The sequence below is a fragment of the Pseudoduganella sp. genome (assembly GCF_041914865.1).
In the GTDB taxonomy this organism is placed as follows: Bacteria; Pseudomonadota; Gammaproteobacteria; order Burkholderiales; family Burkholderiaceae_D; genus Rugamonas.
Genome location: NZ_JAYSCO010000016.1, coordinates 61,588 through 86,031 on the forward strand (window position 1 = coordinate 61,588; position 24,444 = coordinate 86,031).

Genomic DNA, 24,444 nt, shown 5'->3' on the forward strand with positions numbered 1-24,444 from the left:
CCTTATTGCGGCATCAGGCGCACGTCGGCGATCTGGAACTGGTAGTCGCCCGGCTGCGGCCCTGCGTTGAAACCGATCATTGTAATCGTGCTGGTATCGACACCCTTGAAACTGGCCAGCGGCAGGCTCACTTCCTGCCAGTCGGCCGCCGCCTCGAACGGCACGTTGACCGGGATCGATCCCGCCTTCGACATGATGGCCACGGCATAGCGCTTGCCATCGCCCTTGACGCGGAAGCGCAGCACCTTGGCGTTGCTCAGGTCCGCCGCCGCCATCGGCCCATTGCCCGGGATGAAGGCCAGGCCGGCCCAGGGGAAGGCAAAGCCGGGCTGCACGCTGGCCGTCACGCTGACCGCCGCTTCGTCGGCATATTCAACCTTGACGGTTGATTTGCCGCCCAGGAAAGCGTCGTTGGACGGCATCCAGCCGGTGCCGAAGGGGCTGGCCAGCTTGTCCTTGCTGAACAGGCTGATGCGGCCGTCGGCCGGCAGCGCCAGCGGCACGCTCTTGCGGCTCAGCTCCTGCGCCACCAGTTCCTGCTTTTTGGCACGCGCCGGCGACACCAGTTCGCCGTCCTTCCACACTTCCACAATGCGGCGCGTGGCCAGGATATCGGTGGTCGGGTCGCCCTCCACCAGCACCAGGTCGGCCTTGTAGCCCTTGGCCACCTGGCCGCGCTGGCCCAGGCGGAAGGCCTTGGCCGGGACCGAGGTGGCGGCCGCCAGCACCGCCAGCGGACTCATACCGGCCTTGGTCATGGACAGCATTTCGTGGTGCATGCTGGCGCCGTACTGCGTGCCCGCGTTGCCGGCATCGGTGCCGGCCAGCACCGGCACGCCGGCCTTGTGCAGCGCCGCCACCACCGCGTTGGGCGCCGTCATGCGCTGCGGCTTCGGCTCCGAACCGTAGCTCGAATGCAGGGTCATCATCTGCTCCTTGTCCAGCAAGGCGGCCATCGACTTGTCGTCGATGATGTCCTTCTCGCGCAGGCCGGCGATGCTCTCCATCACGCTGAAGGTCGGAATGACGAAGGCCTTGCGCTCGCGCGCCAGCTTGACCAGCGCCTTCAGGTCGGCGTCGCCGATCGCGTCGCCGGTGAACAGGTGCACCAGGCCGTCGGCGCCGGTTTCCAGCGCCGCGCGCGCGTCTTCCAGCGTGGAGATGTGGACCACCGCCAGCTTGCCGCGCTTGTGCGCCGCGTCCACCAGCGCCTTCACGGTCGGCATGTCGAGCGAGTTGAATTTGCGCGTGCCGATGCCGCCGCTCTCGACGATGATCTTGATGAAGCTGGAGCCCTCGGCGATGCGCGCGTCGACCCAGGCCTGCGCCTCGGCCGGCGTGGTCAGGGTCGGCACGGGGATGCCGTATTCGGCGCCGTGGCCGCCCGGTGCGGTGGCCAGCATGCCGGCCGAGAAGATGTCGGTCGAGGCCTGGTTCTCGCCCTTCGCCATGCGGCGCTGCACCTCCTGCATGGCCGGCACCGGCATGAACATATCGACCTGGGTGGTCACGCCGAACAGCAGCGGCAATTCCTGGAAGCGGTAGGCGTGGACATGGGAATCGATCAGGCCCGGCATCAGGGTGCGGCCGGCGCCGTCGATCACCCGGGCGCCGGCCGGCGCCTTGCCCTTGAAATCGGCGCTGGCGATCTTGCCGCCTTCCAGCAGCACGCTGCGCTTGGCATGCACCTTCTGGCCGTCGAACACGCGCACGTCCTTGACCAGGGTGGTTTCGGCAGCGAACGCCGGCAGCGCGCAGGACAGCGCGGCAGCGGCGGCGGCAACTAACAGTTTTTGCATTGCGGTCTCCTTGTGGTGAATGACCGCAGTATCCGGCGCGCGGGCCCTGCGCGCCAGAATGAATTGCCATGACTTGCGCATGACATTTGTCACTTCAAGTCTGGCAGCAATGCAATCGTGCGCGCGGTCGCGCCGCGGTGGGTGTTGGCAAAGGTCAGCGCGTGCGCGCCCATGGCGGCGCGCGACTGGCGGTCGGCCAGCAGGATCGCCGCCTGGTGCATCAGGCCGTCGCTGTTGTGGACGCGCACCGCGCCGCCCTGCTGCAGGCAGTCCTCGGTGGCTTGCGCGAAGTTGAAGGTGTGCTCGCCGACGATGATCGGCTTGCCCAGCGCCGCCGGCTCGATCAGGTTCTGGCCGCCCAGCGGCTGCAGGCTGCCGCCGATGAAGGCCAGGTCGCAGGCCGAGTAATAGGCGAACATCTCGCCCATGGAGTCGCCCAGCAGCACCTCGGTGTGCGCCGCCACGGCGGTGCCCGCGGCGGCAAGTTCGGAACGGCGCTGCAGCGCCAGGCCGCGCTCGGCCACCATGGCCGCCACTTCGTCAAAGCGCTGCGGGTGTCGCGGCACGATCAGCAGCAGCACGTCCTGCGGCATTTCCGCGCGCGAGGCCTGGAACGCTTCCAGGATCATGCCCTCCTCGCCTTCGCGCGTGCTGGCGCACAGGAACACCGGGCGCGCGCCGATCTGGCGCCGCAACGCGGCGCCGGTGTCGAGCGCCGCCTGCGGGATCATCACGTCGAACTTGATACTGCCGGTCACGCCGACATTGGCCGCGCCCAGCTCGCGGATGCGCAGGGCATCGGCTTCGGTCTGCGCCGCCACCAGGGTGATGCCCCGCGCGGCGTCGCGGATCATCTTGCCAAGGCGCAGCGCCTTGCCCAGCGAGCGCTCGCTCAGGCGTGCGTTGGCCAGCACCACCGGCACCTGGTCGCGCCGGCATTGCACGATCAGGTTCGGCCACACTTCCGTCTCCATCAGGATGCAGATGCGCGGCTCGAAGTGGCGGATGAAGCGCGCCACCAGCAGCGGCATGTCGTATGGCAGGTAAGACTGCACCACGCGCGCGCCATGCTTGCCGAACAGGCTCTTGCCGGTGGCGCGGCCGGTCGGCGTCATGCAGGTCAGCACGATGCGCGCCTGCGGGTATTTCTTCAGCAGGGCGTCGACCAGCGGCTCGGCGGCGCGTGTTTCGCCGACCGATACCGCATGCACCCACAGCGTCATCGGCTCATCGTTGGCGGCGCGCGGGCCGTAGAAGCCCAGGCGTTCGCCCCAATGCTCGCGGTAGCCCGGTTCCTTGCGGCCGCGCCACCACAGGCGGCCCAGCACCAGCGGCAAAGCCAGCCACCACATGAAGGTGTAGAACAGGCGCATGGTCAGAGCAGGCTCCGGGCCGCGGCCAGCACTTCGGCCACGCCGGGCGGCGCGCCTTTGTCGCCCAGGTTGATGATGCGCGGCGACCAGTTGCCCTCGGTCTTCCAGCGCGGCGAGTCGGCGTAGATTTCCACCACCGGGCGCGAGAAGGCGGCGGCGATGTGGGTCAGGCCCGTGTCCACGCCCACCGCCAGGTCGGCGCGGCGCGCCAGCATGACGGCGTCGGCCATCGACAGCCTGGGCAGCACGCGCGCGTTCGGGATGGCGGCGGCCAGCGCCTCGGCCTCCGCCTTTTCCTTGTCCGAGCCCCAGGGCAGCAGCACCGGCATCGGCGCCAGCGCCTGGCCCAGCGCTATCCAGTTGGCCGGCGCCCACTTCTTGGCGTCGCGCGCCGTGCCGTGGAAGAACACCGCATACGGGGCGGCGCCCATCCACTCCGGGCGCGGTTCGCTGGCCGGCACTTCCGGCAGGCCGAAGTCGGCCGGATAGTCGACATTGAAGCCGAGCGCCGCGCCCACCACCAGGCGGCCGCGCGCCACCGCGTGCGTGCGCGGGTGGGTCGGGATGCTCTTGCTGTGGAAGATGCGCGAAATGCCTTCGTAGCCCGAGCCTTCGCTGCCGTTGGCCAGGCCGACCTTGTGCTTGCCGCGCGCAGCGCCCATGATCACGCCGGTCTTGAGCAAGCCCTGGGTGTCGAACACATAGTCGTACTGCACTTCGCGCAGCTTGCTGAAGAATTCGCCGACTTCGTTGCGCACTTCCTTGCTGCGCAGGTTCTTGCGCCAGCGGCGCAGGCCCCATGGCAGGATATTGCGCACCATCGGGTTCAGGCGCACCAGGCTGACATAGCCCTCCTCCACCACCCAGTCGATGTTCGCATCCGGGAAGTGGCGCTTGATGTCGGCCACGATGGGCATATTGTGCAACACGTCTCCCAGCGAGGAGACGCGGACCAGGAGGATATTCATCAGAACGGCAGCTGCGCGTCGGGCTTGGCAGCCAGGATCACGTCGCGGAACTGGCCCTGGATGCGCGCCAGCGCGGCCGGCGATTCGGCCTCGAAGCGCATCACGATCACCGGCGTGGTGTTGGACGAGCGCGCCAGGCCGAAGCCGTCGGCGTATTCCACGCGCAGGCCGTCGATATCGATGATGCGCTCATTGCCAGGGAATTTGGCGTCGGCCACCAGCTTGGCCATCAGCGCGAAGTTCTCGCCTTCGTTCAGGTGCAGGTGCAGTTCCGGCGTGCTGTCCGACTTGGGCAGCGCGTTCAGCAGCGCGGAAGGGTCGGCGTGCCTGGTCAGGATCTCCAGCATGCGCGCGCCGGCGTACAGGCCGTCGTCGAAACCGTACCAGCGGTCCTTGAAGAAGATATGGCCGCTCATCTCGCCGCCCAGCGGGGCGCCAGTTTCCTTCAGCTTGGCCTTCACCAGCGAGTGGCCGGTCTTGTACATCAGCGGCTTGCCGCCGGCCTTCTCGATGTAAGGCGCCAGGTGGCGCGTGCACTTCACGTCGTACAGGATTTCCGCGCCCGGGTTACGCGACAGCACGTCTTCGGCGAACAGCATCATCTGGCGGTCAGGGTAGATGATCTGGCCGTCCTTGGTGACGATGCCCAGGCGGTCGCCGTCGCCGTCGAAGGCCAGGCCGATTTCGGCGTCGGTGTCCTGCAGCGCCTTGACCAGGTCCTGCAGGTTTTCCGGGTGCGCCGGGTCCGGGTGGTGGTTGGGGAAGGTGCCGTCCACTTCGCAGAACAGTTCGACCACCTCGCAGCCCATGCCGCGGTACAGGTCGCCCGCGAAGGCGCCGGCCACGCCGTTGCCGCAGTCGACCGCGATCTTGATCGGGCGCGCGATCTTCACGTCGCCGATGATGCGCTGCAGGTACTGGGCGCGGATATCGTGCGTGCCGTACTGGCCCGGCGTGGCCGCCGGCAGCAGGCCCGCTTCGATCGCGTGGTACAGCGCGGTGATCGCCTCGCCGTGGATCGCCTCGCCCTTCAGCACCATCTTGAAGCCGTTGTAGTCCGGCGGATTATGGCTGCCGGTGACCATGATGCCGGAACGGGTATCCAGCACCTGGGTGCCGAAGTACACCATCGGCGTGGCCACCACGCCCAGGTCGATCACGTCCACGCCGGCGGCCTGCAGGCCCTGCGCCAGGGCGGCGATCAGTTCCGGGCCCGACAGGCGGCCATCGCGGCCGATCACGACACTGCGCTCTCCCTTGGCGACGGCCGCCATGCCGAAGGCATGGCCGATCGAACGGGCAACGCCGGCGTCCAGCGTTTTACCGATGATGCCGCGGATATCGTAAGCTTTGAAGATGGATTTGGAGAGAGCGACCATAGAAATACAAAAACGTAGGTTGAAGATAGGGGCGGGTCAGATGCGCAGGCCGTCCAGCGGCTTGCCGCCGTCGACCCAGTCCTTGACCCATTTCGGCTGGCGGCCACGGCCGGTCCACTGTTCGGCCGCATTGGCCGGGTTGCGGTAGCGCGCCTCGACCTTGCCGCCCTTGTTGCGGGTGCCCGGATAGCCGATCAGCAAATCCTTCAGCGGCAGGCCGACTTGCTGGGCGATGGCAAAGATCTGTTCCCGCGCTTTCTGCTTGTCCTGGCCTTCACGCTGTTTTAATTCACGCTTAATCTGCTCCTGCAGATTGCGCAATTCAGGGGACGACATATTCGACAGATCCATATTCCTATCCTTTATTGGGTTCGACGTATTGCAATATACACGAAATCCGGTCAATGGCTTTTCTTATGTCGAATCATCCAGCGCGGCGCTTTAAATCGGACGATCCGCACATAAAGCCAGACATAACTCGCAATAAATAACAGGCAGAACAGGATCAGGACCCAGGTATAGCGCCAGAACACGGTGGCGGGAATCACCGCCATCAGCGAAAACATCCACAGGTAAGGCGAGGTCAGCGAATTGCGCCGCACCAGGGCGCGCGCATCCTTGCGGCCGACGGCCCACTGCACCACGCGCCGGAAAATCAGGCTATGCAGGTGGATACCATCCGGCATGGCGGGCGATTTCCCGCGGATAAACAGGCGGCGATAAACACTGAACAGGGTTTCAAAGGCGGGATATATTAATAGCAATACCGCATACCAGGTAGAAACTTGGGGATTGCGCATTACCAGCAGCAGCGCCAATTCGCCCAGCATAAAGCCAATAAAGTAAGCGCCGCCATCGCCCAGGAAAATCAGGCCGACCGGGTAATTCCAAATCAGGAAACCGGCGGTGGCGCCCGCCACCATCAGCGCTGCCACCAGCACGAACATATCATTGACCTGCAGCGCGACATAACCGAGCGACAACAGCATGCAAATGGTGACCACGCTGGCCAGGCCATTGAAACCGTCGATGATATTAATGGCATTGGCGATCCCGGCCACGGCCAGCACCGTGAGCGGCAAGGTCAGCCACAAGTACGGCAGCGGCCAGGCCGATGTGAGCCAGTCGATACGGTCGATGCGCGCATCGAGCAGGAAATAGCCGAGCAAGGCGGCGAACATGGTCAGCAGCAGGCGGCGCGTGGCGCTGACCTTGCCTGTGTAGTCTTCGACAATGCCGCCGGCAAAGGCAAACAGGGCGCACACCATGAGCGACAGCATCCAGCTGGTCATGGCCGGCACGCGCCACACGGAAATGCAGGCGCTCAGCGCCACCGCCAGGAAGATGGACAGGCCGCCGATGCGGGCCACGTGGTGCACGTGCACCTTTTGTACGCCGAGGAAATCAGTGTCCAGCGCAGGGCCATGCAGCCGCACTTCCTTGATGACCCACAGGGTCAACAGTGCAGACGCGACAAAGCTCACGAGGAAGGAAAACATTTGTTCTTATCAGTATAGGGAGCCAGCCGCTGGTTCTAAGCGCAGCGCAGCAAGAAAGATTGCCCGCGCGCTAACCGGGCGATTGTACCGGATTCATGCGGGCCGACGGGAAATTCTAGCCGAGGGCGTTGCGCCATCGGCATTTACTTACCAATTGATACCTTTCTGAACTATTCAGCTACTCATGCATAAACGCAAAGACTCTTGCCATGTCGGCAAATTGCAGAAGCGTCCCATCAATTTTCCGGAATCGAGCACCGAATACTGCGGCCGCCGGGCCGGCACCGGGTATTCGGACGAGGCGATCGGCACCAGGCGGCAATCGATGCCGGCCTGCGCCAGGATCGCTTCGGTAAAGCCGTGCCAGGTGGTTTCGCCCTGGCTGGCCAGGTGGTAGATGCCGCCGTTGTCCTGCCACCAGCGCTCGCCGCCGCCGCGCGCCTGCGCCAGCACCAGGGCCGTGCTGTCGGCAATGGTGCGGCTCCAGGTCGGGGCGCCATGCTGGTCGGCCACCACGCGCAGCTCCTCGCGCTCCTGCGCCAGGCGCAGCATGGTGAGCAGGAAGTTCTTGCCGCGCATGCCGTACACCCAGCTGGTGCGGAAAATCAGGTGCGCCACGCCGGAGGCGATGATGGCCTGTTCGCCGGCCAGCTTGCTGGCGCCGTACACATTGGCCGGGCCGGTGGCGTCACCCTCGCGCCGCGCGCCGGGCTGGTCGCCGGGGAAGACATAATCGGTTGAATAGTGGACCAGGGCGGCGCCCAGGCGTTTGGCCTCCTCCGCCATCACGGCCGGTGCTTCGGCGTTGATGCGCTGCGCCAGCTGCGGCTCGCTTTCCGCCTGGTCCACCGCCGTGTAGGCGGCCGGGTTGACGATCAGCTGCGGCTGCTCTTCGCGGATCACCTGGCGCACCAGGTCCAGCTGGTCGAGCGGCATGCGGCGGCGGTCCACCGCCACCACCTGGCCCAGGCCTTGCAGGCTGCGCTCCAGTTCATGGCCGACCTGGCCGCTGGCGCCCGTCAACAGGATTTTCATGGGAATACTTCGGCCTCCGCCAGCGGCAGGCCGGCCTTGTCCTTGGCCGACAGCAGGGGTTCGCCATCCAGCGGCCATTCAATGCCGATGGCAGGGTCGTTCCAGATCACGCTGCGCTCATGCGCCGGCGCGTAGTAGTCGGTGGTCTTGTACAGGAATTCGGCAACGTCGCTGGTGACCACGAAACCGTGGCCGAAGCCGGCCGGGATCCACAACTGGCGCTTGTTCTCGGCCGACAGCTCCAGCCCATACCACTGGCCAAACGTCGGCGAGGACTTGCGCAAGTCGACCGCCACATCGAACACGGCGCCGGTGGTCACGCGCACCAGCTTGCCCTGCGACTGCTGCACCTGGTAATGCAGGCCGCGCAGCACGCCTTTGGCCGAGCGCGAATGGTTGTCCTGCACGAACTCGGTGCGCACACCGGTCAGTTCTTCGAAACGGCGCGCATTGAAACTCTCGTAGAAGAAGCCGCGCTCGTCGCCGAACACGGTCGGCTCGATCACCAGCAAGCCCTCGATCGGGGTAGGCAATACTTTCATCGGTTGATCACTTTGTCTTCAAGGATGCGCAGCAGGTATTGGCCGTAGCCGTTCTTCTTCAGCGGTTCGGCCAGCTGGCGCAGCTGGGCGGCGTCGATATAGCCTTTGCGGTAGGCGATCTCTTCCGGGCAGGCCACTTTCAGGCCTTGCCGGCGCTCGATGGTGGCGATGAACTGCGACGCGTCCAGCAGCGAATCGTGGGTGCCGGTGTCGAGCCAGGCCATGCCGCGCCCCATCAGCTCCACCTTCAGCTTGCCCGCTTCCAGGTAGGCGCGGTTGACATCGGTGATTTCCAGCTCGCCGCGCGCGGACGGCTTGATGTTGGCGGCGATGTCGCACACGCCGGTGTCGTAGAAGTACAGGCCGGTGACGGCGTAGTTCGATTTCGGCACGGCCGGCTTTTCCTCGATGGTCAGCGCGCGCCGCTCATCGTCGAACTCCACCACGCCGTAGCGTTCCGGATCGGTCACGTGGTAGGCGAACACGGTGGCGCCGTCGGCGCGCTCGGCGGCGCTGCGCAGCATGGCGTCCAGGTCGTTACCGTAGAAGATGTTGTCGCCCAGGATCAGGGCCGACGGGTTGTCGCCCACGAATTCCTTGCCGATGATGAAGGCTTGCGCCAGGCCGTCCGGCGACGGCTGCACCGCGTACGACAGCTTGATGCCCCACTGGCTGCCGTCGCCCAGCAGCTCCTGGAAGCGCGGCGTATCCTGCGGGGTGGAGATGATCAGGATATCGCGCATGCCGGCCAGCATCAGCACCGTCAGCGGATGGTAGATCATCGGTTTGTCGTGGATCGGCAGCAGCTGCTTCGATACCGCCTTGGTGATCGGGTACAGGCGCGTGCCCGAGCCGCCGGCCAGGATGATGCCCTTGCGGTCGCTGACAGGATTCATTATTGCTCCCGGTTGTTGTAGTTGGTCTCGACCCATTTGGCGTAGGCGCCGGACTGCACGTCCGCCACCCACTGCGGGTTGTCCAGGTACCACTGCACGGTCTTGCGGATGCCGGTTTCGAAAGTCTCGGCCGGTTTCCAGCCCAGCTCGCGCTCCAGCTTGCGCGCGTCGATGGCGTAGCGGCGGTCGTGGCCGGGGCGGTCCTTCACATAGGTGATCTGGCTGCGGTAGCTGCTGCCGTCGGCTTTCGGCTTGAGCGCATCGAGGATGTCGCACAGCGTATGCACCACATCCAGGTTGGCCTTCTCGTTCCAGCCGCCGACGTTGTACGTTTCGCCCAGGCGCCCTTCCGCCAGCACGCGGCGGATCGCGGTGCAATGGTCGCTCACGTACAGCCAGTCGCGGATCTGCTGGCCGTCGCCATAGATCGGCAGCGCCTTGCCGGCTTGCGCGTTGGCGATCATCAGCGGGATCAGCTTTTCCGGGAAATGGTAAGGGCCGTAGTTATTCGAACAATTGGTGGTCAGCGTCGGGAAGCCGTAGGTATGGTGGTAGGAGCGCACCAGGTGGTCGGAGGCGGCCTTGGACGCGCTGTACGGGCTGTTCGGCGCGTACGGCGTGGTTTCGCTGAACGGCGCATCGTCCGGGCCCAGGGTGCCGTACACCTCATCGGTGGAAACATGCAGGAAGCGGAAGGCGGCCTTGCCGGCGTCGTCCAGTTCGTTCCAGTAGGCGCGCGCCGCTTCCAGCAGGCTGAAAGTGCCGTTGATATTGGTCTGGATGAATTCACCCGGCCCGTGGATCGAACGGTCCACGTGCGATTCCGCCGCGAAGTGCACCACCGCGCGCGGTTTATGCTGGCGCAGCAGGGCCAGCACCTGGTCCTTGTCGCAGATGTCGCCGCGCACAAACACATGGCGCGCATCGCCCTGCAGCGATGCCAGGTTTTGCAGGTTGCCGGCGTAGGTCAGCTTATCGTAATTCAATACGGCTTCATCCGATTGCGCCAGCCAGTCCAGCACGAAGTTGGAACCGATGAAACCAGCACCGCCAGTGACGAAAATCATGCGTTATCCTTACGAGTAAATGACACCATGATTGTATTTGATAATCCCAAATGAAAACATATGTAGTGGGCGACCTGCAGGGCTGCCACGGCGAGACTGTAACACTTGTTGAAAAGATCCTGGAAACAGAACATGCCGCAGGGAACGAGCCGCCGGCCATCCTGTTTTGCGGCGACCTGATCAACCGCGGCCCCGACTCGCTCTCCACCTTGCGTTATGTGCAAGCCCTGAGCCAGGGCAGCGACGGCCGCATCGACGCCGTGCTGGGCAACCACGACCTGCATTTGCTGGCGGTGGCCAACGGCATCCGCCCGGAATCGAGTTCCGACACGATTGAACACATCCTGGCCGCCGCCGACCGCGAGGCGCTGCTGCACTGGCTGCGCCTGCGTCCGATGGCGCTGATGCGCCAGGGCCACCTGCTGGTGCACGGCGGCGTGCTGCCGCAATGGACGGCGCAGCAGACCATGGCGCTGGCCGGCGAAGTGGAAGCCGCGCTGCGCGGCGAGGAATGGGTCGCGTTCCTGCGCGATATGTACGGCAACCAGCCCGACCGCTGGGACGAGTCGCTGGACGGCACCGCGCGCCTGCGCTGCATCGTCAACGCGCTGACGCGCATGCGCTTCTGCAGCGCCGAGGGGGTGATGGATTTCAAGATGAAGGAAACGGCGACGGCCGACCCTTCCTCCGGCCTGATGCCCTGGTTCGAGGTGCCGGGCCGGCGCACGGCCGATACCACGGTGGTGTTCGGCCACTGGTCGGCGCTGGGCTTGCAGATCAAGCCGGGGCTGATCGCGCTCGACAGCGGTTGCGTGTGGGGCGGCAAGCTGTCGGCCGTCTGCCTGGACGACCGCAGCCTGCTGCAGGTGGACTGCCCGGAGTACCGCGCGCAGAAAGCGCGCTGACGCGCCTTAGTGCGCCGGGGCGGATGCCGGCGCGGCCTGCGCCTGCTGGCCATCCGGCTTGGCCTCGCCGCTGGCGGCATCGGCCGCAGCGGCGCCTTCGGCTGGCGCCGCGCCTTCGCCCGGCGCCGGCGTGAAGCTGGCCGCCATCAGTTCCTTGTACGCTTCGGCATTGCGCAGCGGCGCCAGGTTGACGTTGCCCTTGATCGCTTCCTCGTCGGTAAAGCCGTTGGCGATGGCCGTTTCCAGCGAAGCCATGGCGGCATTCTTGCGCCCCAGCTGCGCCTGGGCCTGGGCCAGCAGGAAGAAGCCCTCGGCGTCCTTGGGCGACTTCAAGGTGGCGGCATAGGCCTTGTCCATCGCAATGCCGTAGTTCTTCTGCGCCAGGCTTTCGCTCGCCTGCGTGCGCAGGGTTTTGGCGTTGGCGAACAAGTCGCCGCTGCACGCTGCCAACAGCAGGCAGGCTGCCAGCACACTGATCCTGGTCATGCTGATTGCTCCTGTAAAGTTTCCGCCTGCGGCGCGGCGGCCTGCGGCAGGACGCCGAGCGCCCGGCCAATGGCATTATGCGCCGCTTCCGCCAGTTCGCGCCGGTGCGCGCCCTCGCCTTCCATCGGCGGCAAGACGGACAGGCGCGCCCGCACCGGTTTGCCGTCCAGGATATTGACCACGCTTTGCACGAAAGTCATATCGCCGATAAAGTCCACCGAAGGGTGCGGCTGGCCGACCGCATCCACATAGGATAGCGCGAAAGGCTGCACCTGCACCTTGCCATCCACCGCCGCCTCGAACAGGTTGGCGTGGAACGGCAGGATGGTGCCCTGCGCCGCCGTGGTGCCTTCCGGGAAGAAGGCCACGCGCTGGCCATCCTGCAGGGCATGCACCAGCCCCTTGAAGATATTGCGCAGCTCGCGCTTGTTGCCGCGCGCGATGAACACGGTGCCGGCCTGCGCCACCAGCCAGCCGGCCAGCGGCCAGGCGCGGATCTCGGCCTTGGCCACGAAACGGCACGGGTACAGGGCGTTGATGACGAAGATGTCCAGCCACGAAATGTGGTTGCAGACGATCATGCCGTGCTCCAGCGGCACAGCGCTGTCCTGCGCCACCTGCACGCTGACATTGCAGATCGCCAGCAGCTGGCGCGACCAGCGGCGCACATGCACGTTGCGCTTTTCCGGCCCGATGAAGGGAAACACAAAGGCGCAAATCGCCATGCCGGCCAGCAGGTGCACTGCCATACGCCCGATGCGCAGCACCAGGCGCCAGTCCAGGTTCCTTTTAGCCGGCTTTGCGCTCATACGCTACATGCCCTGCCACGATGGTTGCCTCAACCTGCCCTGCCAGCTCGTAGCCGAGGAATGGCGTGTGCTTGCCCTGGCTGGCCAGGGCGCTGCCGCTCACGGTCCAGCGGGCGGCGGGGTCGAACACCACCACATCGGCCACGCTGCCCACGCCCAGCTGGCCGGCTTGCGCCAGGCCGGCCACGCGCGCGGCGTCGGCGGTCACGCGGGCGATGGCGCGCGCCAGCGCATCGTCCTTGCCTTGCGGCGCCGCGTAGTCGTCGGCCCACTTGATGGCCAGCGACAGCAGCAGTTCCAGGCCGGTGGCGCCGGGCGACGCTTCGCCGAACGGCAGCAGCTTTTCATCGTCGTCGCACGGGGTGTGGTCGGAGCACATGGCGTCGATGGTGCCGTCCAGCAGGCCGGCGCGGATCGCGTCGCGGTCGCGCTGGGTGCGGAATGGCGGGTCGACGCGCGAATTGGAGTCGAAGAAGTTGATGTCGGTGTCGGTCAGGTGCACGTGGTGCGCGCCGACGTCGCAGGTTACCGGCAGGCCTTCGGCCTTGGCGGCGCGCACCAGCGCCAGGCCGGCGGCGGACGACATGCGGCACAGGTGGACCTTGGCGCCGGTGGCGCGCATCAGTTCGAAGATCGTGTGCAGGGCGATGGTCTCGGCCATCACCGGCACGCCGGACAGACCCAGGCGCGACGCCAGCGGGCCGCTGTGGGCCACGCCGCCGCGGCCGATATACGCGTCCTGCGGGCGCAGCCAGATGGTGAAGCCGAAGGTGGCGGCGTACTGCATGCAGCGCTGCAGCACGGTGGTGTCCCGGATCGGGGTCTCGGCCTGCGAGAAGCCGATGCAGCCGGCGTCGGTCAGTTCCACCAGTTCGGTCAGGGCTTCGCCCTTCAGGCCGTGGGTCAGCGCGCCCAGCGGGTGCACGTGGGCCTGGTTCAGGCCGCGCGCGCGGTGCTTCAGCATTTCCACCAGGCCCGGCTCGTCCAGCACCGGGTCGGTGTCGGGCGGGCACACCAGGGAGGTCACGCCGCCCTGCACTGCCGCCTGCATTTCCGATTTCAGCGTGGCCTTGTATTCAAAGCCCGGCTCGCGCAGGCGCGCCGACAGGTCGACCAGGCCCGGCGCCACCACCTTGCCGGCGGCGTCGATGGTGCGCTCGGCCTTGAAGCCGGCCGGCGCGCTGCCGATGGCGGCCACCTTGCCGTCCACGATGTACAGGTCTTGCTTGGAATCGATCTTGTTGGCCGGATCGATCAGTCGGCCGTTTTGGATAAGTACGTTCATGTTTATGCTTGCGTGCCTGCCAGGATGCTCATCACCGCCATGCGGACTGCGATACCGAAAGTGACCTGCGACAGGATCACCGCTTGCGGGCCGTCGGCCACGGCGGAATCGATTTCGACGCCGCGGTTCATCGGGCCCGGGTGCATCACGATGGCGTCCGGCTTGGCCAGCGCCAGGCGCTCCGGCGTCAGGCCGTAGGCGCGGAAGTACTCGCCGGCGGACGGCAGCAGCGCCCCGCTCATGCGCTCGTTCTGCAGGCGCAGCATGATGATCACGTCCACATCCTTCAAGCCCTCATCCATGTTGGTGAAGGTGCGCACGCCCAACTGCTCCAGGCCGCCCGGCAGCAGGGTATGCGGGCCGATGGCGCGGATTTCCGGCACGCCCAGCGTGGTCAGGGCGTGGATGTCGGAACGGGCCACGCGGCTGTGCAGGATGTCGCCCACGATGGCCACGCGCAGGTTGGTGAAGTCCTTCTTGTAGTGGCGGATGGTGTACATGTCCAGCAGGCCCTGGGTCGGGTGCGCGTGGCGGCCGTCGCCCGCGTTCACCACGTGCACGTGGTTCTGCCTGGTGTCCTGCAGGTGCTTGGCGATCAGGTACGGTGCGCCCGACTGCGAGTGGCGCACCACGAACATGTCGGCGTGCATGGCCGACAGGTTGTCGATGGTGTCCAGCAGCGACTCGCCCTTGCTGGCGGAGGACGCCGCGATGTTCAGGTTGATCACGTCGGCCGACAGGCGCTTGGCCGCGATCTCGAAGGTGGTGCGGGTACGGGTGGAATTCTCGAAGAACAGGTTGAACACGCTTTTGCCGCGCATCAGCGGGACCTTCTTCACTTCGCGGTCCGAGACGGACACGAACGAGGAGGCGGTATCGAGGATCTGGTTGATGATGGCCTTGGGCAGGCCCTCGGTCGTCAGCAGGTGCTGAAGCTCGCCGTGTTTGTTAAGTTGCGGATTAAGCATGGTTCTGTTCAATAGTCAGGGAAAACTTTCCGTCGCCGGCCTGCGCCAGGCGCAGCGCCTGGCCCGGCGCGCAGCGGGTGTGGGCCGCCACGAAATCGGCGGCCACCGGCAGCTGGCGTTCGCCGCGGTCCACCAGGGCGGCGAGCATGATGCGCGCCGGGCGGCCGTAGTCGAACAATTCGTTGATGGCGGCGCGCGTGGTGCGGCCGGTGTAGAGCACGTCGTCCACCAGCACGATGCTGGCGCCGGTGACGTCGAAGCCGATATGGGTTGGTTTCACTTCCGCCGGCAGGCCTTTTTTCGCGTAATCGTCGCGGTAGAACGACACATCGAGCACGCCCAGGCGCGCGCTCAGGCCCAGGTCTTTGGCCAGGCGCTCGGCAATCCAGGCGCCGCCGGAGTGGATGCCGACAATGGCCGGCTCGCTGGCGCCGGCGATGCCGGCCTTGACCTGCTCGAGGAGGCTGGCGTACAGCGCTTCCGCGTCCAGCTGTTGGGGATCAGTGTGGGACATATTCGTCAAAGTATTGTTGCAGGATGATGGCGGCGGCGCGGTCGTCGATGATTTCGCCGCGCTTGGCGGCGATCATGGCGGAGGAGTAGCGCTCGTCGACCAGCACCACAGGGAGGTTGAAACGGCCGTTCAGCTGGTTGGCGAATTTGCGGCAGCGCGCCGTCATTTCGTGCTCTGCCCCGTCCGGGTGGAAAGGCAGGCCCACAATCAGCCTGGTCGGCCCCCATTTATCGATCAGGGCCTTGATTTCGGCGAAGCGGACATCGTTGACGGCGGATTGAATGACGGCCAGGGGAGAGGCCTGGCCGATCATTGTGTTTCCCATTGCGACACCGATGCGTTTAATGCCGAAGTCGAAGCCTAAAACAGTTTCCGGACTATGCATGACCCGCTTCGGAATTGAGCATCAGCGGATCGAAGCCCAGCAGTTTCATGGCGGCGTTGTAGCGTTCCTCGATCGGCACATCGAACACGATGCGCGGGTCGGCGGCGACGGTCAGCCAGCCGTTGCGCGCCAGCTCGTCTTCCAGCTGGCCCGGGCTCCAGCCCGCGTAGCCGATCGACACCATCATGCGTTCCGGGCCGTGGCCGCGCGCCACGGCTTCCAGCACGTCGATGGAGGTGGTGAAGGCGACATCGCTGGTCACCGTCAGCGAGGACGAATAGTGCGCGCCCGGGGTATGGAGCACGAAACCACGGTCGTCCTGCACCGGGCCGCCGAACATGATCGGCTCGGATTCCAGGTGGCGTTCGGCGGCGGACGACACTTCCAGGTCGATCCGGTCGAACAGCACTTCCATGGTCATATCGGTTGGCTTGTTGATCACGACGCCCAGCACGCCGTTTTCATTGTGTTCGCATACATACACGACCGTCCCGCCAAAGATCGGGTCTTGCATGGATGGCATGGCGATCAGGAAGTGATTCGCCAGGTTGAGCGCAGGGGCAGTCATAGGCGCCTTTAGCTCCTTCAGTTCACTAGTTTCCGGTAACAATCCCGGCACAGGCATGCTTCTGGTCAATTTGACTTTTTTCATGATTGCTCTCTATGCAGGACTGTTAAGAGTTCTTTACTGTAATATCCGCGCTGCAACTGCCGGATATACCCACAGTTTACTATGAATTGCCGATCCAGCCATGAAAAACGCCCTCGTCTGGTTGCGCCGTGACCTAAGGTTGTTCGATCACGCCGCCTTGCATCATGCACTTGCCTCTGGTGCAACAGTCTACTGCGCCTTTATTTTTGACCGCGCCATCCTGGATTCCCTGCCCGCCGCCGACCGCCGGGTGGAGTTCATCCATGACACGCTGGCCGCCCTCGCCGCCGAGCTGGAAGCCGCCGGTGGCCACCTCATCGTGCGGCACGACCTTGCCGAAACGGCAATCCCGGCCCTGGCCGCCGAGCTCGACGCGCAGGTGGTGTACGCCAACCACGATTATGAGCCGGCCGCCATCGCGCGCGACGCGGCCGTGGCGCGCGCGCTGGCCGCCGCCGGGCGCCAGCTGCGCACCTTCAAGGACCAGGTGGTGTTCGAGCGCGACGAGGTGCTGACCCAGGGAGGCAACCCGTTTTCCGTCTTCACGCCCTACAAGAACGCCTGGCTGCGCAAGCTGGAGGCCGACCCGTCGGTGCTGGCGCCGTGGACGGTGGAGCCGGGCAGCGCGCGCCAGCCCGGGCGCTTTGCGCCGGGCCGCAGCGAGTTGCCCACGCTGGCCGACATCGGCTTCGAGCGCACCAACCTGCACGAACTGGGCATCGGCAACGGGCCGCAGCTGTTCGACGACTTCCTGGGCCGCATCGCCGACTACGGCGTGGCGCGCGACTACCCGGCCATCAAGGGGCCGTCCTACCTGTCGCTGCACCTGCGCTTTGGCACCGTGTCGATCCGCCACCTGGTGCGCACGGTGATGGCCATGTCGGCGCGCGGCGCGGCCGGCGAAGGCGGCGCGGTCTGGCTGTCGGAGCTGATCTGGCGCGAGTTCTACATGCAGATCCTGTACCACAACCCGCATGTGGTGGGCGGCTCGTTCAAGCCGGCCTACGACAAGATCGAATGGGAGAGCGGGCCTTACGCGCAGGAGCTGTTTGCCGCCTGGTGCGAGGGCCGCACCGGCTATCCGCTGGTGGACGCCGCCATGCTGCAGCTGAACCGCACCGGCTATATGCACAACCGCCTGCGCATGGTGACGGCGTCCTTCCTGTGCAAGGACCTGGGCATCGACTGGCGCTGGGGCGAGGCCTACTTCGCGCTGCACCTGAATGACTTCGACCTGGCGGCGAATAACGGCGGCTGGCAGTGGGCTTCCTCGTCCGGCTGCGACGCCCAGCCCTACTTCCGGATTTTCAACCCGGTGACGCAGTCGCAGAAATTCGACCCGGAAGGGAAATTCATCAAGCGCTACCTGCCGCAGCTGGCCGGCCTGTCGGCCAAGGAAATCCACCTGCCGCGCAAGCCCATCGTCGAGCACGACGAGGCGCGCAAGCGCACGCTGGAACGCTACGCAGTGGTGAAAACCGCATAAACAAGAAAACCAGGGTACGACCCTGCGGGTCGGACCCTGGTTTCCAGGTTGCCGGTTCTTCCGCCGTTTAGCGGCGCTGCGGCAGCAAGCCGGCAATCGCCCCCAGCAGGATATCTTCCTGGAACGGCTTGCCGAAGTAGGCATTCACGCCCAGCTGCAGCGCATAGTTGCGGTGTTTGTCCGCCGAACGCGAAGTGATCATGATGATCGGGATCTCGCGCGTCGCCTCGTCGCCGCGCACGTTGCGGGTCAGGTCGAAGCCGTCCATGCGCGGCATTTCAATATCCACCAGCATCAGCTCCGGCAGGCGATCCTGCATCTGCTCCAGCGCATCCACGCCGTCTTTCGCCAGCATGACGTGATAGCCCTCGCGCTCCAGCAGGCGCTGGGTCACCTTGCGCACGGTGAGCGAATCGTCCACCACCATGATGGTGCCGTGGGCGCGGCTCGGCGCCGACGCCTCGGCGCCATCCGGGCTGGCCGGTGCCGGCGCCGGGGTGGCGGCCGTCTTCGGCGCCAGTTCCGGATGCTGCGCCACGTGCAGCTGCAGGGCCACCGGATTCAGGATCAGCACGATCTCGCCCGAACCGAGCACGGTAGCGCCGGCGATACCGGGCATGCGCGACAGCTGCGGGCCGATGTTCTTGATCACCACCTCGCGGTTGCCGACGATTTCATCGACGTGCAGCGCGACGCGGTCGGCGCCGTTACGCAGCATCATCACCGGCGAGGAACGCTGCAGCAGCGGGCGCGCTTCGCCGTCGCCCAGCAAGGTGGCCAGGTAGCGCAGCGCGATATGCTGGCCGTGGTGCACCACGGCGCCCTTGGCGGTGGCCTCGGCCAGCGCGCCTTCCTTCATCTGCAGCACCTGCTCCACCATCAGGGCCGGCACCGCGTGGATGCGGCCGCCCGCGGAAATCAGCACCACCTGGGTCACCGCCAGCGTCAGCGGCAGGCGGATGGTGAAGCGCGTGCCTTTGCCCGGCTCGCTGAAAGTTTCCACGCGGCCGCCCAGGGCCTGCGCCTCGGACAGCACAATGTCCATGCCCACGCCGCGGCCGGCCAGTTCGGTCAGCGTGTCGGCGGTGGAGAAGCCAGGCTGGAAGATCAGGTTGGCCGCTTCGGCATCGCTGATCTCCTGCCCCTCGGCCAGCAGGCCGACGCTGCGCGCCTTGGCGCGGATGCGCTCCAGGTCCAGGCCGGCGCCGTCATCGCTGAACTCCAGCACCACTTCGTTGCCCTGCTGGCTGACCTGCACCAGCAGTTCGCCGGTCTCGCCCTTGCCGTGCTCGACGCGCTGTTCGCGCGGCTCGATGCCGTGCACGATGGCGTTACGCAGCAGGTGTTCAAACGGCGCGGCCATGCGTTCCAGCACGCTGCGGTCCATTTCCACGCCGCCGCCGCGGATGTCGAGGTTGACGCGCTTGTCGGTTTCCTTGGCGCCCTGGCGCGCCACGCGGAACAGGCGCTCGGAGATGCTGTTGAACGGCACCATGCGCACGCGCATCAGGTCGCGCTGCAGGTCGCGCGTCATGCGCGCTTGCTGGCCCAGGTCGCCGGAGGCGCTGTCGATGGAGCGGATCAGGCCTTCGTGGAAGGAGGCCACGTCGTTCACCGATTCGGCCATCATGCGGGTCAGTTCCTGCAGGCGGGTGAAGCGGTCGAACTCCAGCGGGTCGAATTCGCGTTCGCCGGCAATCGACATGCGCGAGGCGATCTGCGATTCGGCCTGCATTTCGACTTCGCGCAGCTGGCGGCGCAGGCGGTTCAAGTTTTCGTTGAAGTCGGAGACGGCGGTGCGCAGCGCGCCCACTTCGTTTTCCAGGCGCGAGCGGGTGATCGACACTTCACCGGCCTGGTTCACCAGGCGGTCAAGGATGTCGGCGCGCACACGCACCAGCGGCGACTTGGCGCCGGCGTCGGCATCGTCGGCCTTGGCCGCCGGCGCCGGCTTCGAGGCCAGTCGCGCTGCCAGGGCGGACAGCGATGGCGTGACGCTGGCCGCGCTGTCGGTCGGCTGCGGCGCAGGCGCGCCGCTCTTTTCCGCTTCCGCCGCGGCTTGCGCGGCGGCCATCGCGGCGGCGTAAGCCTCCGGGTTCTGCAGCTGCTCGAACAGCAGCAGGGCGTGGTCGTAGTGCGCCATCAGCTCATCGAACGAGTGCTGCGAGGCGCTGCCCGCATGCACCATGTTTTCGATGTGCGTTTCGATCTCGTGCGCGTGCTGGCCGAGGCGCATGGCGCCGGCCATGCGGGCGCTGCCCTTTACTGTGTGCAGCACGCGCTGCAGGCTGTGGGCGTGGCTGAAATCGCTCGGCTTGGCATGCCAGGCGCGCAGGGTTTCGCCAATCTGCGGCAGCAGGTCGGCGCCCTCTTCCAGGAAGACCGGCAGCAGGTCGGGGTCCAGCTCGTCGTGCAGGTCGGTCTGGCTGGCGCCCAGCAGGTGCGGGCTTTCCTGCAGTTCAACCACCTGCACTTCGCTTGGCGAGGCGTGGTCGAGGTCCACTGCGTCGTCGATCGCTTCGCCGGCCGCCAGGGCGGTGGCGTCGATGGCGTCCACTTCGATTGCCGCTTCGGCGGCGGCGGCGTCTTCCTCTGCGCGCAGGGCGGCGGCTTCGGCTTCGGCTTCGGCGGAAGCGTCGCTCTCGGCGGACGCGTCGGCTTCGGCGGCGACGTCGCTGGCGTCGAGCGGTTCGGCTGCTTCGACGGTGACGTCGCTGGCGGCAACCGCTTCGGTAGCTTCAGCACTGCTGTCGCCGGCTTCGATAGCTTCGACCGCTTCAATGACTTCAATGGCTTCGGCGGCCGGCGGTACCAGGTGCAGCCCTTCGGCTTCGGGCGCGGCTTGCTGCAGTGCCGGGGCGTCGAAGGCGTCGTCGAAGGCGGAGTCGAACAGGTTGTCGATGTTCTCATCCTGGGTGACGACTTCCTGCTTCGGCTTGACCGTGCGTTCCGGCGCGGGCGGCGGGTCGGCGATCAGGCTGTGGTAGGTGTCGCTGAACAGCGCGTCGAGGCGCTGTTCCAGCTGTTCGGTCGGCGCTTCGCCGACGATGCTGTCGAGACGCGCGTCCAGCGCTTCGCCCGCTTCCGGCGGGTGCGCCAGCTGGTCGCGCAGCTTGTGCAGCGCCTCGATCAACTCCGGTTGCTCGGGCGGCAGTTCGCCGGTGGCGAAGCTTTGCAGCATCTGCCGGATGCGTTCAATGGTGAAGTCGAACAGGTCGTGCTGGCTTGCGTCCAGCTGCGGGGCCGGGGCCTGCAGCTGCTGCAGCGTGGTCTCCAGGGCATACGACAATTCGCGCAGCGGCTTGAAGCCTACCGTGCCGGAGGTGCCGGTCAGGGTGTGCACGGCTTGCAGCGCTTCGGCGTTGACCGGGCGCTGTTCGTGGCGCCATTCGCCGAAATCGCGCGACAGCAGGCGCACCAGCTCGTCGGTTTCGGCCATGTAGATGTTGTACAGCGGGAGCGGGATCGCCAGGCGGCCCACGAATTTCATATTGTCGTCCGCCGGCGGGACGGGCGGCACCGGCGCGGTGGCGCTCGGGAATTCGATGACGTTCGTTGGGCGGGCTGCGGGCGCCGCGTCTTCTGCCAGCGCAGCGGCTGCTTGGGTGTCGTCCTCAGCTGGCAGGGCGTCGAGCGTCAGTTCCTCCAGCTCGAATGCGGCGGTGTCGGGGTTCGCATCGGCGGCGCCGGTGTCGGCGTCTGCGGCGGCCGCACCGCTTGCGCCAGCAGCGGCATCATCAGCCGTGGCGACGGCATCGGCAGCAGCGGTGTCGCTGGCGGCATCAGTGGCGACGTCGGTGGCCTCCGCGCTGGCGGCAGCGGCATCAGCGTGCGCTGCGGCGGCAGCGTCGTCGGCAACGTCGGCAACGTCGGCAACGTCGGCGTCGGAGGCAGCGGCAGTATCGGCGGTGTCGGCGTCGGCGGCAGCGGCAGTGTCGGCGTCGGCGGCGGCGGCAGTGCCGGCGGTGTCGGCGTCAGCAGCAGCATCGGCGGCGTCGACATCGGCGGCCACGGCATCGGCGACGGCGTTAGCGGCATCTGCGTTGGCGGCGCCTGCGTCTGCGGCAGCAGCTTCAGATGGTGTAGGGGCAGCTTCTGCCGCCGGCTTGGCGGTTTGGGCGGTGGAGCCAGGATGTTCGAACGGGCCGCCATCCTGCACGCGCGCGGCTGCGGCCACGATCGGCACTTCGCTGCGCGACGAGTGGCCGGTAGCCACCAGTTCATCGACCCATGCCGACATTTCCGCGCTCGCATAATCGAGCAGGTCAAACAGGGTCTCGTTGCCGGCGCGTTCCTCGGCCAGCCACAGGTTCATCACCTTCTCGATTGCATGCGCGCCATCGCCAAAGCGGTTCAGGCCCACCATGCGGCTGCTGCCCTTCAGCGTATGGAAGGAGCGGCGCAGCATGGTCAGCGTCTCGACGCTGGAAATCTCGCTGTGCGGACGGGCCAGGGTCTCGCCGACAAAGGCCAGCACTTCCTGCGCCTCGCCGATGAAGATCTCCAGCAGTTCGGCCTCCACCGCCTCGTCGCCGGCCGGACTGGCTTCCGGCACGGGCGCGGTCAGTACCGGCTCCGGCGCCGCTTCCGGCTCCGGCAGCGCTTCTTCCAGCACCGGGATCGACTCAGGCCCCGAGATCTTCTTGAACGGCACCGCACGGAAAGTGCCATGCGCCGGATCGAAAGTGAAGCGCTCGCGCGCCCCGGCCGGGTTCTGCCCCAGCATGTCGACGAAGAAGCCCAGCGCGCCGACGTTCTGCGCGATCTCGTCCAGCGCCTTGGCTTCGTGCGCCGGGTCGGCATGGCCGGCCGCCAGGCGGCCGATTTCCAGCCGCACATGGGCCGCCGCATTCATCGCATCGTCCTGGTCCAGGATGGCGCAGGCGCCATGCAGCTGGTGCAGCACCTTGTCCAGGTCGGCCAACTCGGCGCGGTGCGCCGGGTCGGCGTAATACTCGTCCAGCACCTTTTCGACCTGGCGCAAGCCGGTCTTCATTTCCTGCGCCAGCGCCACCACGGTGTCGTCTTCGTGCAGCTGGCGCGCCAGGCTGCCCTGCCACTGCGACGCTTCCGGCGCCGCGCCGCCGGCCTGCAGGGCTTGCAGGCGCGCCGCAATGGTGTCGGCGTGGACGTTGAAATCGTCCGGCAGGTGGCGGATCTGGGTGATGCCATGCTCGGCGAACAGCAGCGACGTGGCCATCTCCAGCCCCAGCGCTTCGCTGCGGCCGACCCCGGCCACATTGCGCGCCGCCTGCGCCAGCTGGCGCATCAGCGCCGCCAGTGCGCCCAGGCCCAGCGTGTCGCTGGCCTCGGCCACTTTGGCCAGCGCCTGGCCGAATTCGTTTTCCAGCTCGGCGTTGCCGTCCTGCCCTTCCATGCGCTGCCAGGCGGAACGCGCCTGCGCAATGCCGTCGCGCGCGGCGGCCAGCGCCTCGTCGTCGATGCGGCCGTAGCGGCGCCCTTCAAAATCGTGCGGCACCATGCCGTCCAGCGCATAGCCGGCGCGCAGCTGGCGCGCCAGCGGCGGCAAGGTGGCCGGGTCGTTGGAGGCGATGAAGAACAGCGCCTCGCGCAGCACATGGTCCGGCAAGTCCGGCTCGCCGGCCGACAGGCGGCGCAGCTGCAGGTTGATCAGGCCAAAGAGCTGCTTCACATAACGGTTGCTTTCCTGCTGGCCGCCCACCACCAGCTCGGCGAAAGCCTGCATGGCGCGCCAGAACACGCGCGGCTTCTGCTCGCGCTGCTGGTCCGCCACATCGGTGATGGCCGCCTGCAGCGCCGCCGCGTGGATCGCCTGGCTACCGGCGTCGGCCGCCTTCAGGTACGGCAGCAACGCGCGCTCATAGCGCTGGCGCAGGGCCTTGTAATCGGGGGGGCCGCTTGGCGCACCGGCTGCCGGCAACGAGGACGGCAGTTCCGGCACGTGCGACACGTCCGGGAAGAACAGGTCGGCCGGATGCACGCGGTCGATGCCCAGCAAGTCCTGCACATCGCGGAAAAACGGGAACAGGCGCACCGGCTGGAACGGCGCCCCGGCCAGCAGCTCCTCCAGGAATTCCACCAGCGCCTGGTACATATTGGCCAGCAGCTGCGCGTGGTCCGGCGTGCACTTCAGGGTGCCGTCGCGCATGCGGTCGAGCACCACTTCGGCCAGCTGGGTGAGCAGCGCCACGCCGTCCACGTCCACCATCTGCAGCGCGCCGTGCGCCTGGTGCAGGTGGGACTTGGCATGCATCAGCGCCGTGGTCTGATCTTCCGGGTCACGCCCGCCGGCCTCGAACAGCGCCGTGCGGGAACGGGCCAGCGCTTCACGGATTTCCCCCATGACCCAGGACAGCGGCCCGGTGTCGTATTGCGGCAAGGCGGTGAAGGAAAAATCAGGTTTGCTCATAGATT

General features: G+C 66.5%; 20 protein-coding genes. 2 read left to right on the forward strand and 18 right to left on the reverse strand.

Annotation, left to right across the window (positions count from 1 at the left end):
• Window positions 1-2: 2 nt before the first annotated feature.
• The 10 genes from ACE3TQ_RS10230 to rfbB form a co-directional block, all read right to left on the reverse strand.
• Complete coding sequence (locus ACE3TQ_RS10230; RefSeq protein WP_374582034.1) at window positions 3-1,799, reverse strand: CIA30 family protein; 1,797 nt, start codon at window positions 1,797-1,799, stop codon at window positions 3-5.
• An 89-nt stretch (window positions 1,800-1,888) separates the two neighbouring features.
• A complete protein-coding gene (gene waaA / locus ACE3TQ_RS10235) occupies window positions 1,889-3,172 on the reverse strand; it encodes a lipid IV(A) 3-deoxy-D-manno-octulosonic acid transferase (RefSeq protein WP_374582035.1) in 1,284 nt (427 codons plus the stop codon).
• Window positions 3,173-3,174: 2 nt separating this feature from the next.
• Window positions 3,175-4,140 (reverse strand): lipopolysaccharide heptosyltransferase I, encoded by a 966-nt coding sequence (gene waaC / locus ACE3TQ_RS10240; RefSeq protein WP_374582036.1) that lies wholly within the window; start codon window positions 4,138-4,140, stop codon window positions 3,175-3,177.
• The gene (locus ACE3TQ_RS10245) at window positions 4,140-5,519 is read right to left on the reverse strand and encodes a phosphomannomutase/phosphoglucomutase (protein WP_374582037.1); all 1,380 of its coding nucleotides are present in this window, start codon (window positions 5,517-5,519) and stop codon (window positions 4,140-4,142) included. The genes waaC and ACE3TQ_RS10245 overlap by 1 nt, the downstream gene beginning before the upstream one ends.
• A 36-nt stretch (window positions 5,520-5,555) precedes the next feature.
• Window positions 5,556-5,870: an H-NS family nucleoid-associated regulatory protein gene (locus ACE3TQ_RS10250; protein ID WP_161025524.1), complete on the reverse strand. Its 315-nt coding sequence runs from the start codon at window positions 5,868-5,870 to the stop codon at window positions 5,556-5,558.
• 50 nt (window positions 5,871-5,920) lie between these two features.
• Window positions 5,921-7,018 carry a glycosyltransferase gene (locus ACE3TQ_RS10255; protein ID WP_374582038.1) on the reverse strand — a complete coding sequence of 366 codons (1,098 nt, stop codon included), beginning with the start codon at window positions 7,016-7,018 and terminating at the stop codon, window positions 5,921-5,923.
• A 174-nt stretch (window positions 7,019-7,192) separates the two neighbouring features.
• Window positions 7,193-8,053, reverse strand: coding sequence for a dTDP-4-dehydrorhamnose reductase (gene rfbD / locus ACE3TQ_RS10260; protein ID WP_374582039.1), 861 nt, complete (start codon window positions 8,051-8,053; stop codon window positions 7,193-7,195).
• A complete protein-coding gene (gene rfbC, locus ACE3TQ_RS10265) occupies window positions 8,050-8,595 on the reverse strand; it encodes a dTDP-4-dehydrorhamnose 3,5-epimerase (protein WP_374582040.1) in 546 nt (181 codons plus the stop codon). The genes rfbD and rfbC overlap by 4 nt, the downstream gene beginning before the upstream one ends.
• A complete protein-coding gene (rfbA, locus tag ACE3TQ_RS10270) occupies window positions 8,592-9,491 on the reverse strand; it encodes a glucose-1-phosphate thymidylyltransferase RfbA (protein ID WP_374582041.1) in 900 nt (299 codons plus the stop codon). The genes rfbC and rfbA overlap by 4 nt, the downstream gene beginning before the upstream one ends.
• Window positions 9,491-10,558: a dTDP-glucose 4,6-dehydratase gene (rfbB, locus tag ACE3TQ_RS10275; protein WP_374582042.1), complete on the reverse strand. Its 1,068-nt coding sequence runs from the start codon at window positions 10,556-10,558 to the stop codon at window positions 9,491-9,493. The genes rfbA and rfbB overlap by 1 nt, the downstream gene beginning before the upstream one ends.
• 50 nt (window positions 10,559-10,608) lie before the next feature.
• Here rfbB and ACE3TQ_RS10280 point away from each other — a divergent pair, with 50 nt between their 5' ends.
• The gene (locus ACE3TQ_RS10280; protein WP_374582043.1) at window positions 10,609-11,463 is read left to right on the forward strand and encodes a symmetrical bis(5'-nucleosyl)-tetraphosphatase; all 855 of its coding nucleotides are present in this window, start codon (window positions 10,609-10,611) and stop codon (window positions 11,461-11,463) included.
• Window positions 11,464-11,469: 6 nt separating this feature from the next.
• On the opposite strand, the gene ACE3TQ_RS10285 is transcribed toward ACE3TQ_RS10280, so the two are convergent.
• Genes ACE3TQ_RS10285 through ACE3TQ_RS10315 form a run of 7 tightly spaced genes read right to left on the reverse strand, consistent with a single transcriptional unit; the run spans window position 11,470 to window position 16,478 of the window.
• Window positions 11,470-11,949, reverse strand: a complete 480-nt coding sequence (locus ACE3TQ_RS10285; protein WP_374582044.1) for a hypothetical protein — start codon at window positions 11,947-11,949, stop codon at window positions 11,470-11,472.
• Entirely contained in the window at window positions 11,946-12,758 is an 813-nt protein-coding gene (locus tag ACE3TQ_RS10290; RefSeq protein ID WP_374582045.1) for a lysophospholipid acyltransferase family protein, read from the reverse strand. The genes ACE3TQ_RS10285 and ACE3TQ_RS10290 overlap by 4 nt, the downstream gene beginning before the upstream one ends.
• Window positions 12,739-14,043 carry a dihydroorotase gene (locus ACE3TQ_RS10295; protein ID WP_374582046.1) on the reverse strand — a complete coding sequence of 435 codons (1,305 nt, stop codon included), beginning with the start codon at window positions 14,041-14,043 and terminating at the stop codon, window positions 12,739-12,741. Before ACE3TQ_RS10295 ends, ACE3TQ_RS10290 begins: the two co-directional genes overlap by 20 nt.
• Before the next feature lie 2 nt (window positions 14,044-14,045).
• Window positions 14,046-15,011, reverse strand: a complete 966-nt coding sequence (locus ACE3TQ_RS10300) for an aspartate carbamoyltransferase catalytic subunit (protein ID WP_130310464.1) — start codon at window positions 15,009-15,011, stop codon at window positions 14,046-14,048.
• Window positions 15,004-15,525: a bifunctional pyr operon transcriptional regulator/uracil phosphoribosyltransferase PyrR gene (pyrR, locus tag ACE3TQ_RS10305; protein ID WP_374582047.1), complete on the reverse strand. Its 522-nt coding sequence runs from the start codon at window positions 15,523-15,525 to the stop codon at window positions 15,004-15,006. The genes ACE3TQ_RS10300 and pyrR overlap by 8 nt, the downstream gene beginning before the upstream one ends.
• Complete coding sequence (gene ruvX, locus ACE3TQ_RS10310; protein WP_342117169.1) at window positions 15,512-15,910, reverse strand: Holliday junction resolvase RuvX; 399 nt, start codon at window positions 15,908-15,910, stop codon at window positions 15,512-15,514. Before ruvX ends, pyrR begins: the two co-directional genes overlap by 14 nt.
• Window positions 15,903-16,478, reverse strand: coding sequence for a YqgE/AlgH family protein (locus ACE3TQ_RS10315; RefSeq protein WP_374582048.1), 576 nt, complete (start codon window positions 16,476-16,478; stop codon window positions 15,903-15,905). Before ACE3TQ_RS10315 ends, ruvX begins: the two co-directional genes overlap by 8 nt.
• Window positions 16,479-16,662: 184 nt before the next feature.
• Between ACE3TQ_RS10315 and ACE3TQ_RS10320 the strand changes: the two genes are divergently transcribed.
• The gene (locus ACE3TQ_RS10320) at window positions 16,663-18,048 is read left to right on the forward strand and encodes a deoxyribodipyrimidine photo-lyase (RefSeq protein ID WP_374582049.1); all 1,386 of its coding nucleotides are present in this window, start codon (window positions 16,663-16,665) and stop codon (window positions 18,046-18,048) included.
• 67 nt (window positions 18,049-18,115) lie between these two features.
• Here the strand turns inward: ACE3TQ_RS10320 and ACE3TQ_RS10325 are convergent, their stop codons facing one another.
• Complete coding sequence (locus tag ACE3TQ_RS10325) at window positions 18,116-24,439, reverse strand: Hpt domain-containing protein (protein ID WP_374582050.1); 6,324 nt, start codon at window positions 24,437-24,439, stop codon at window positions 18,116-18,118.
• Between the last annotated feature and the right edge of the window lie 5 nt (window positions 24,440-24,444).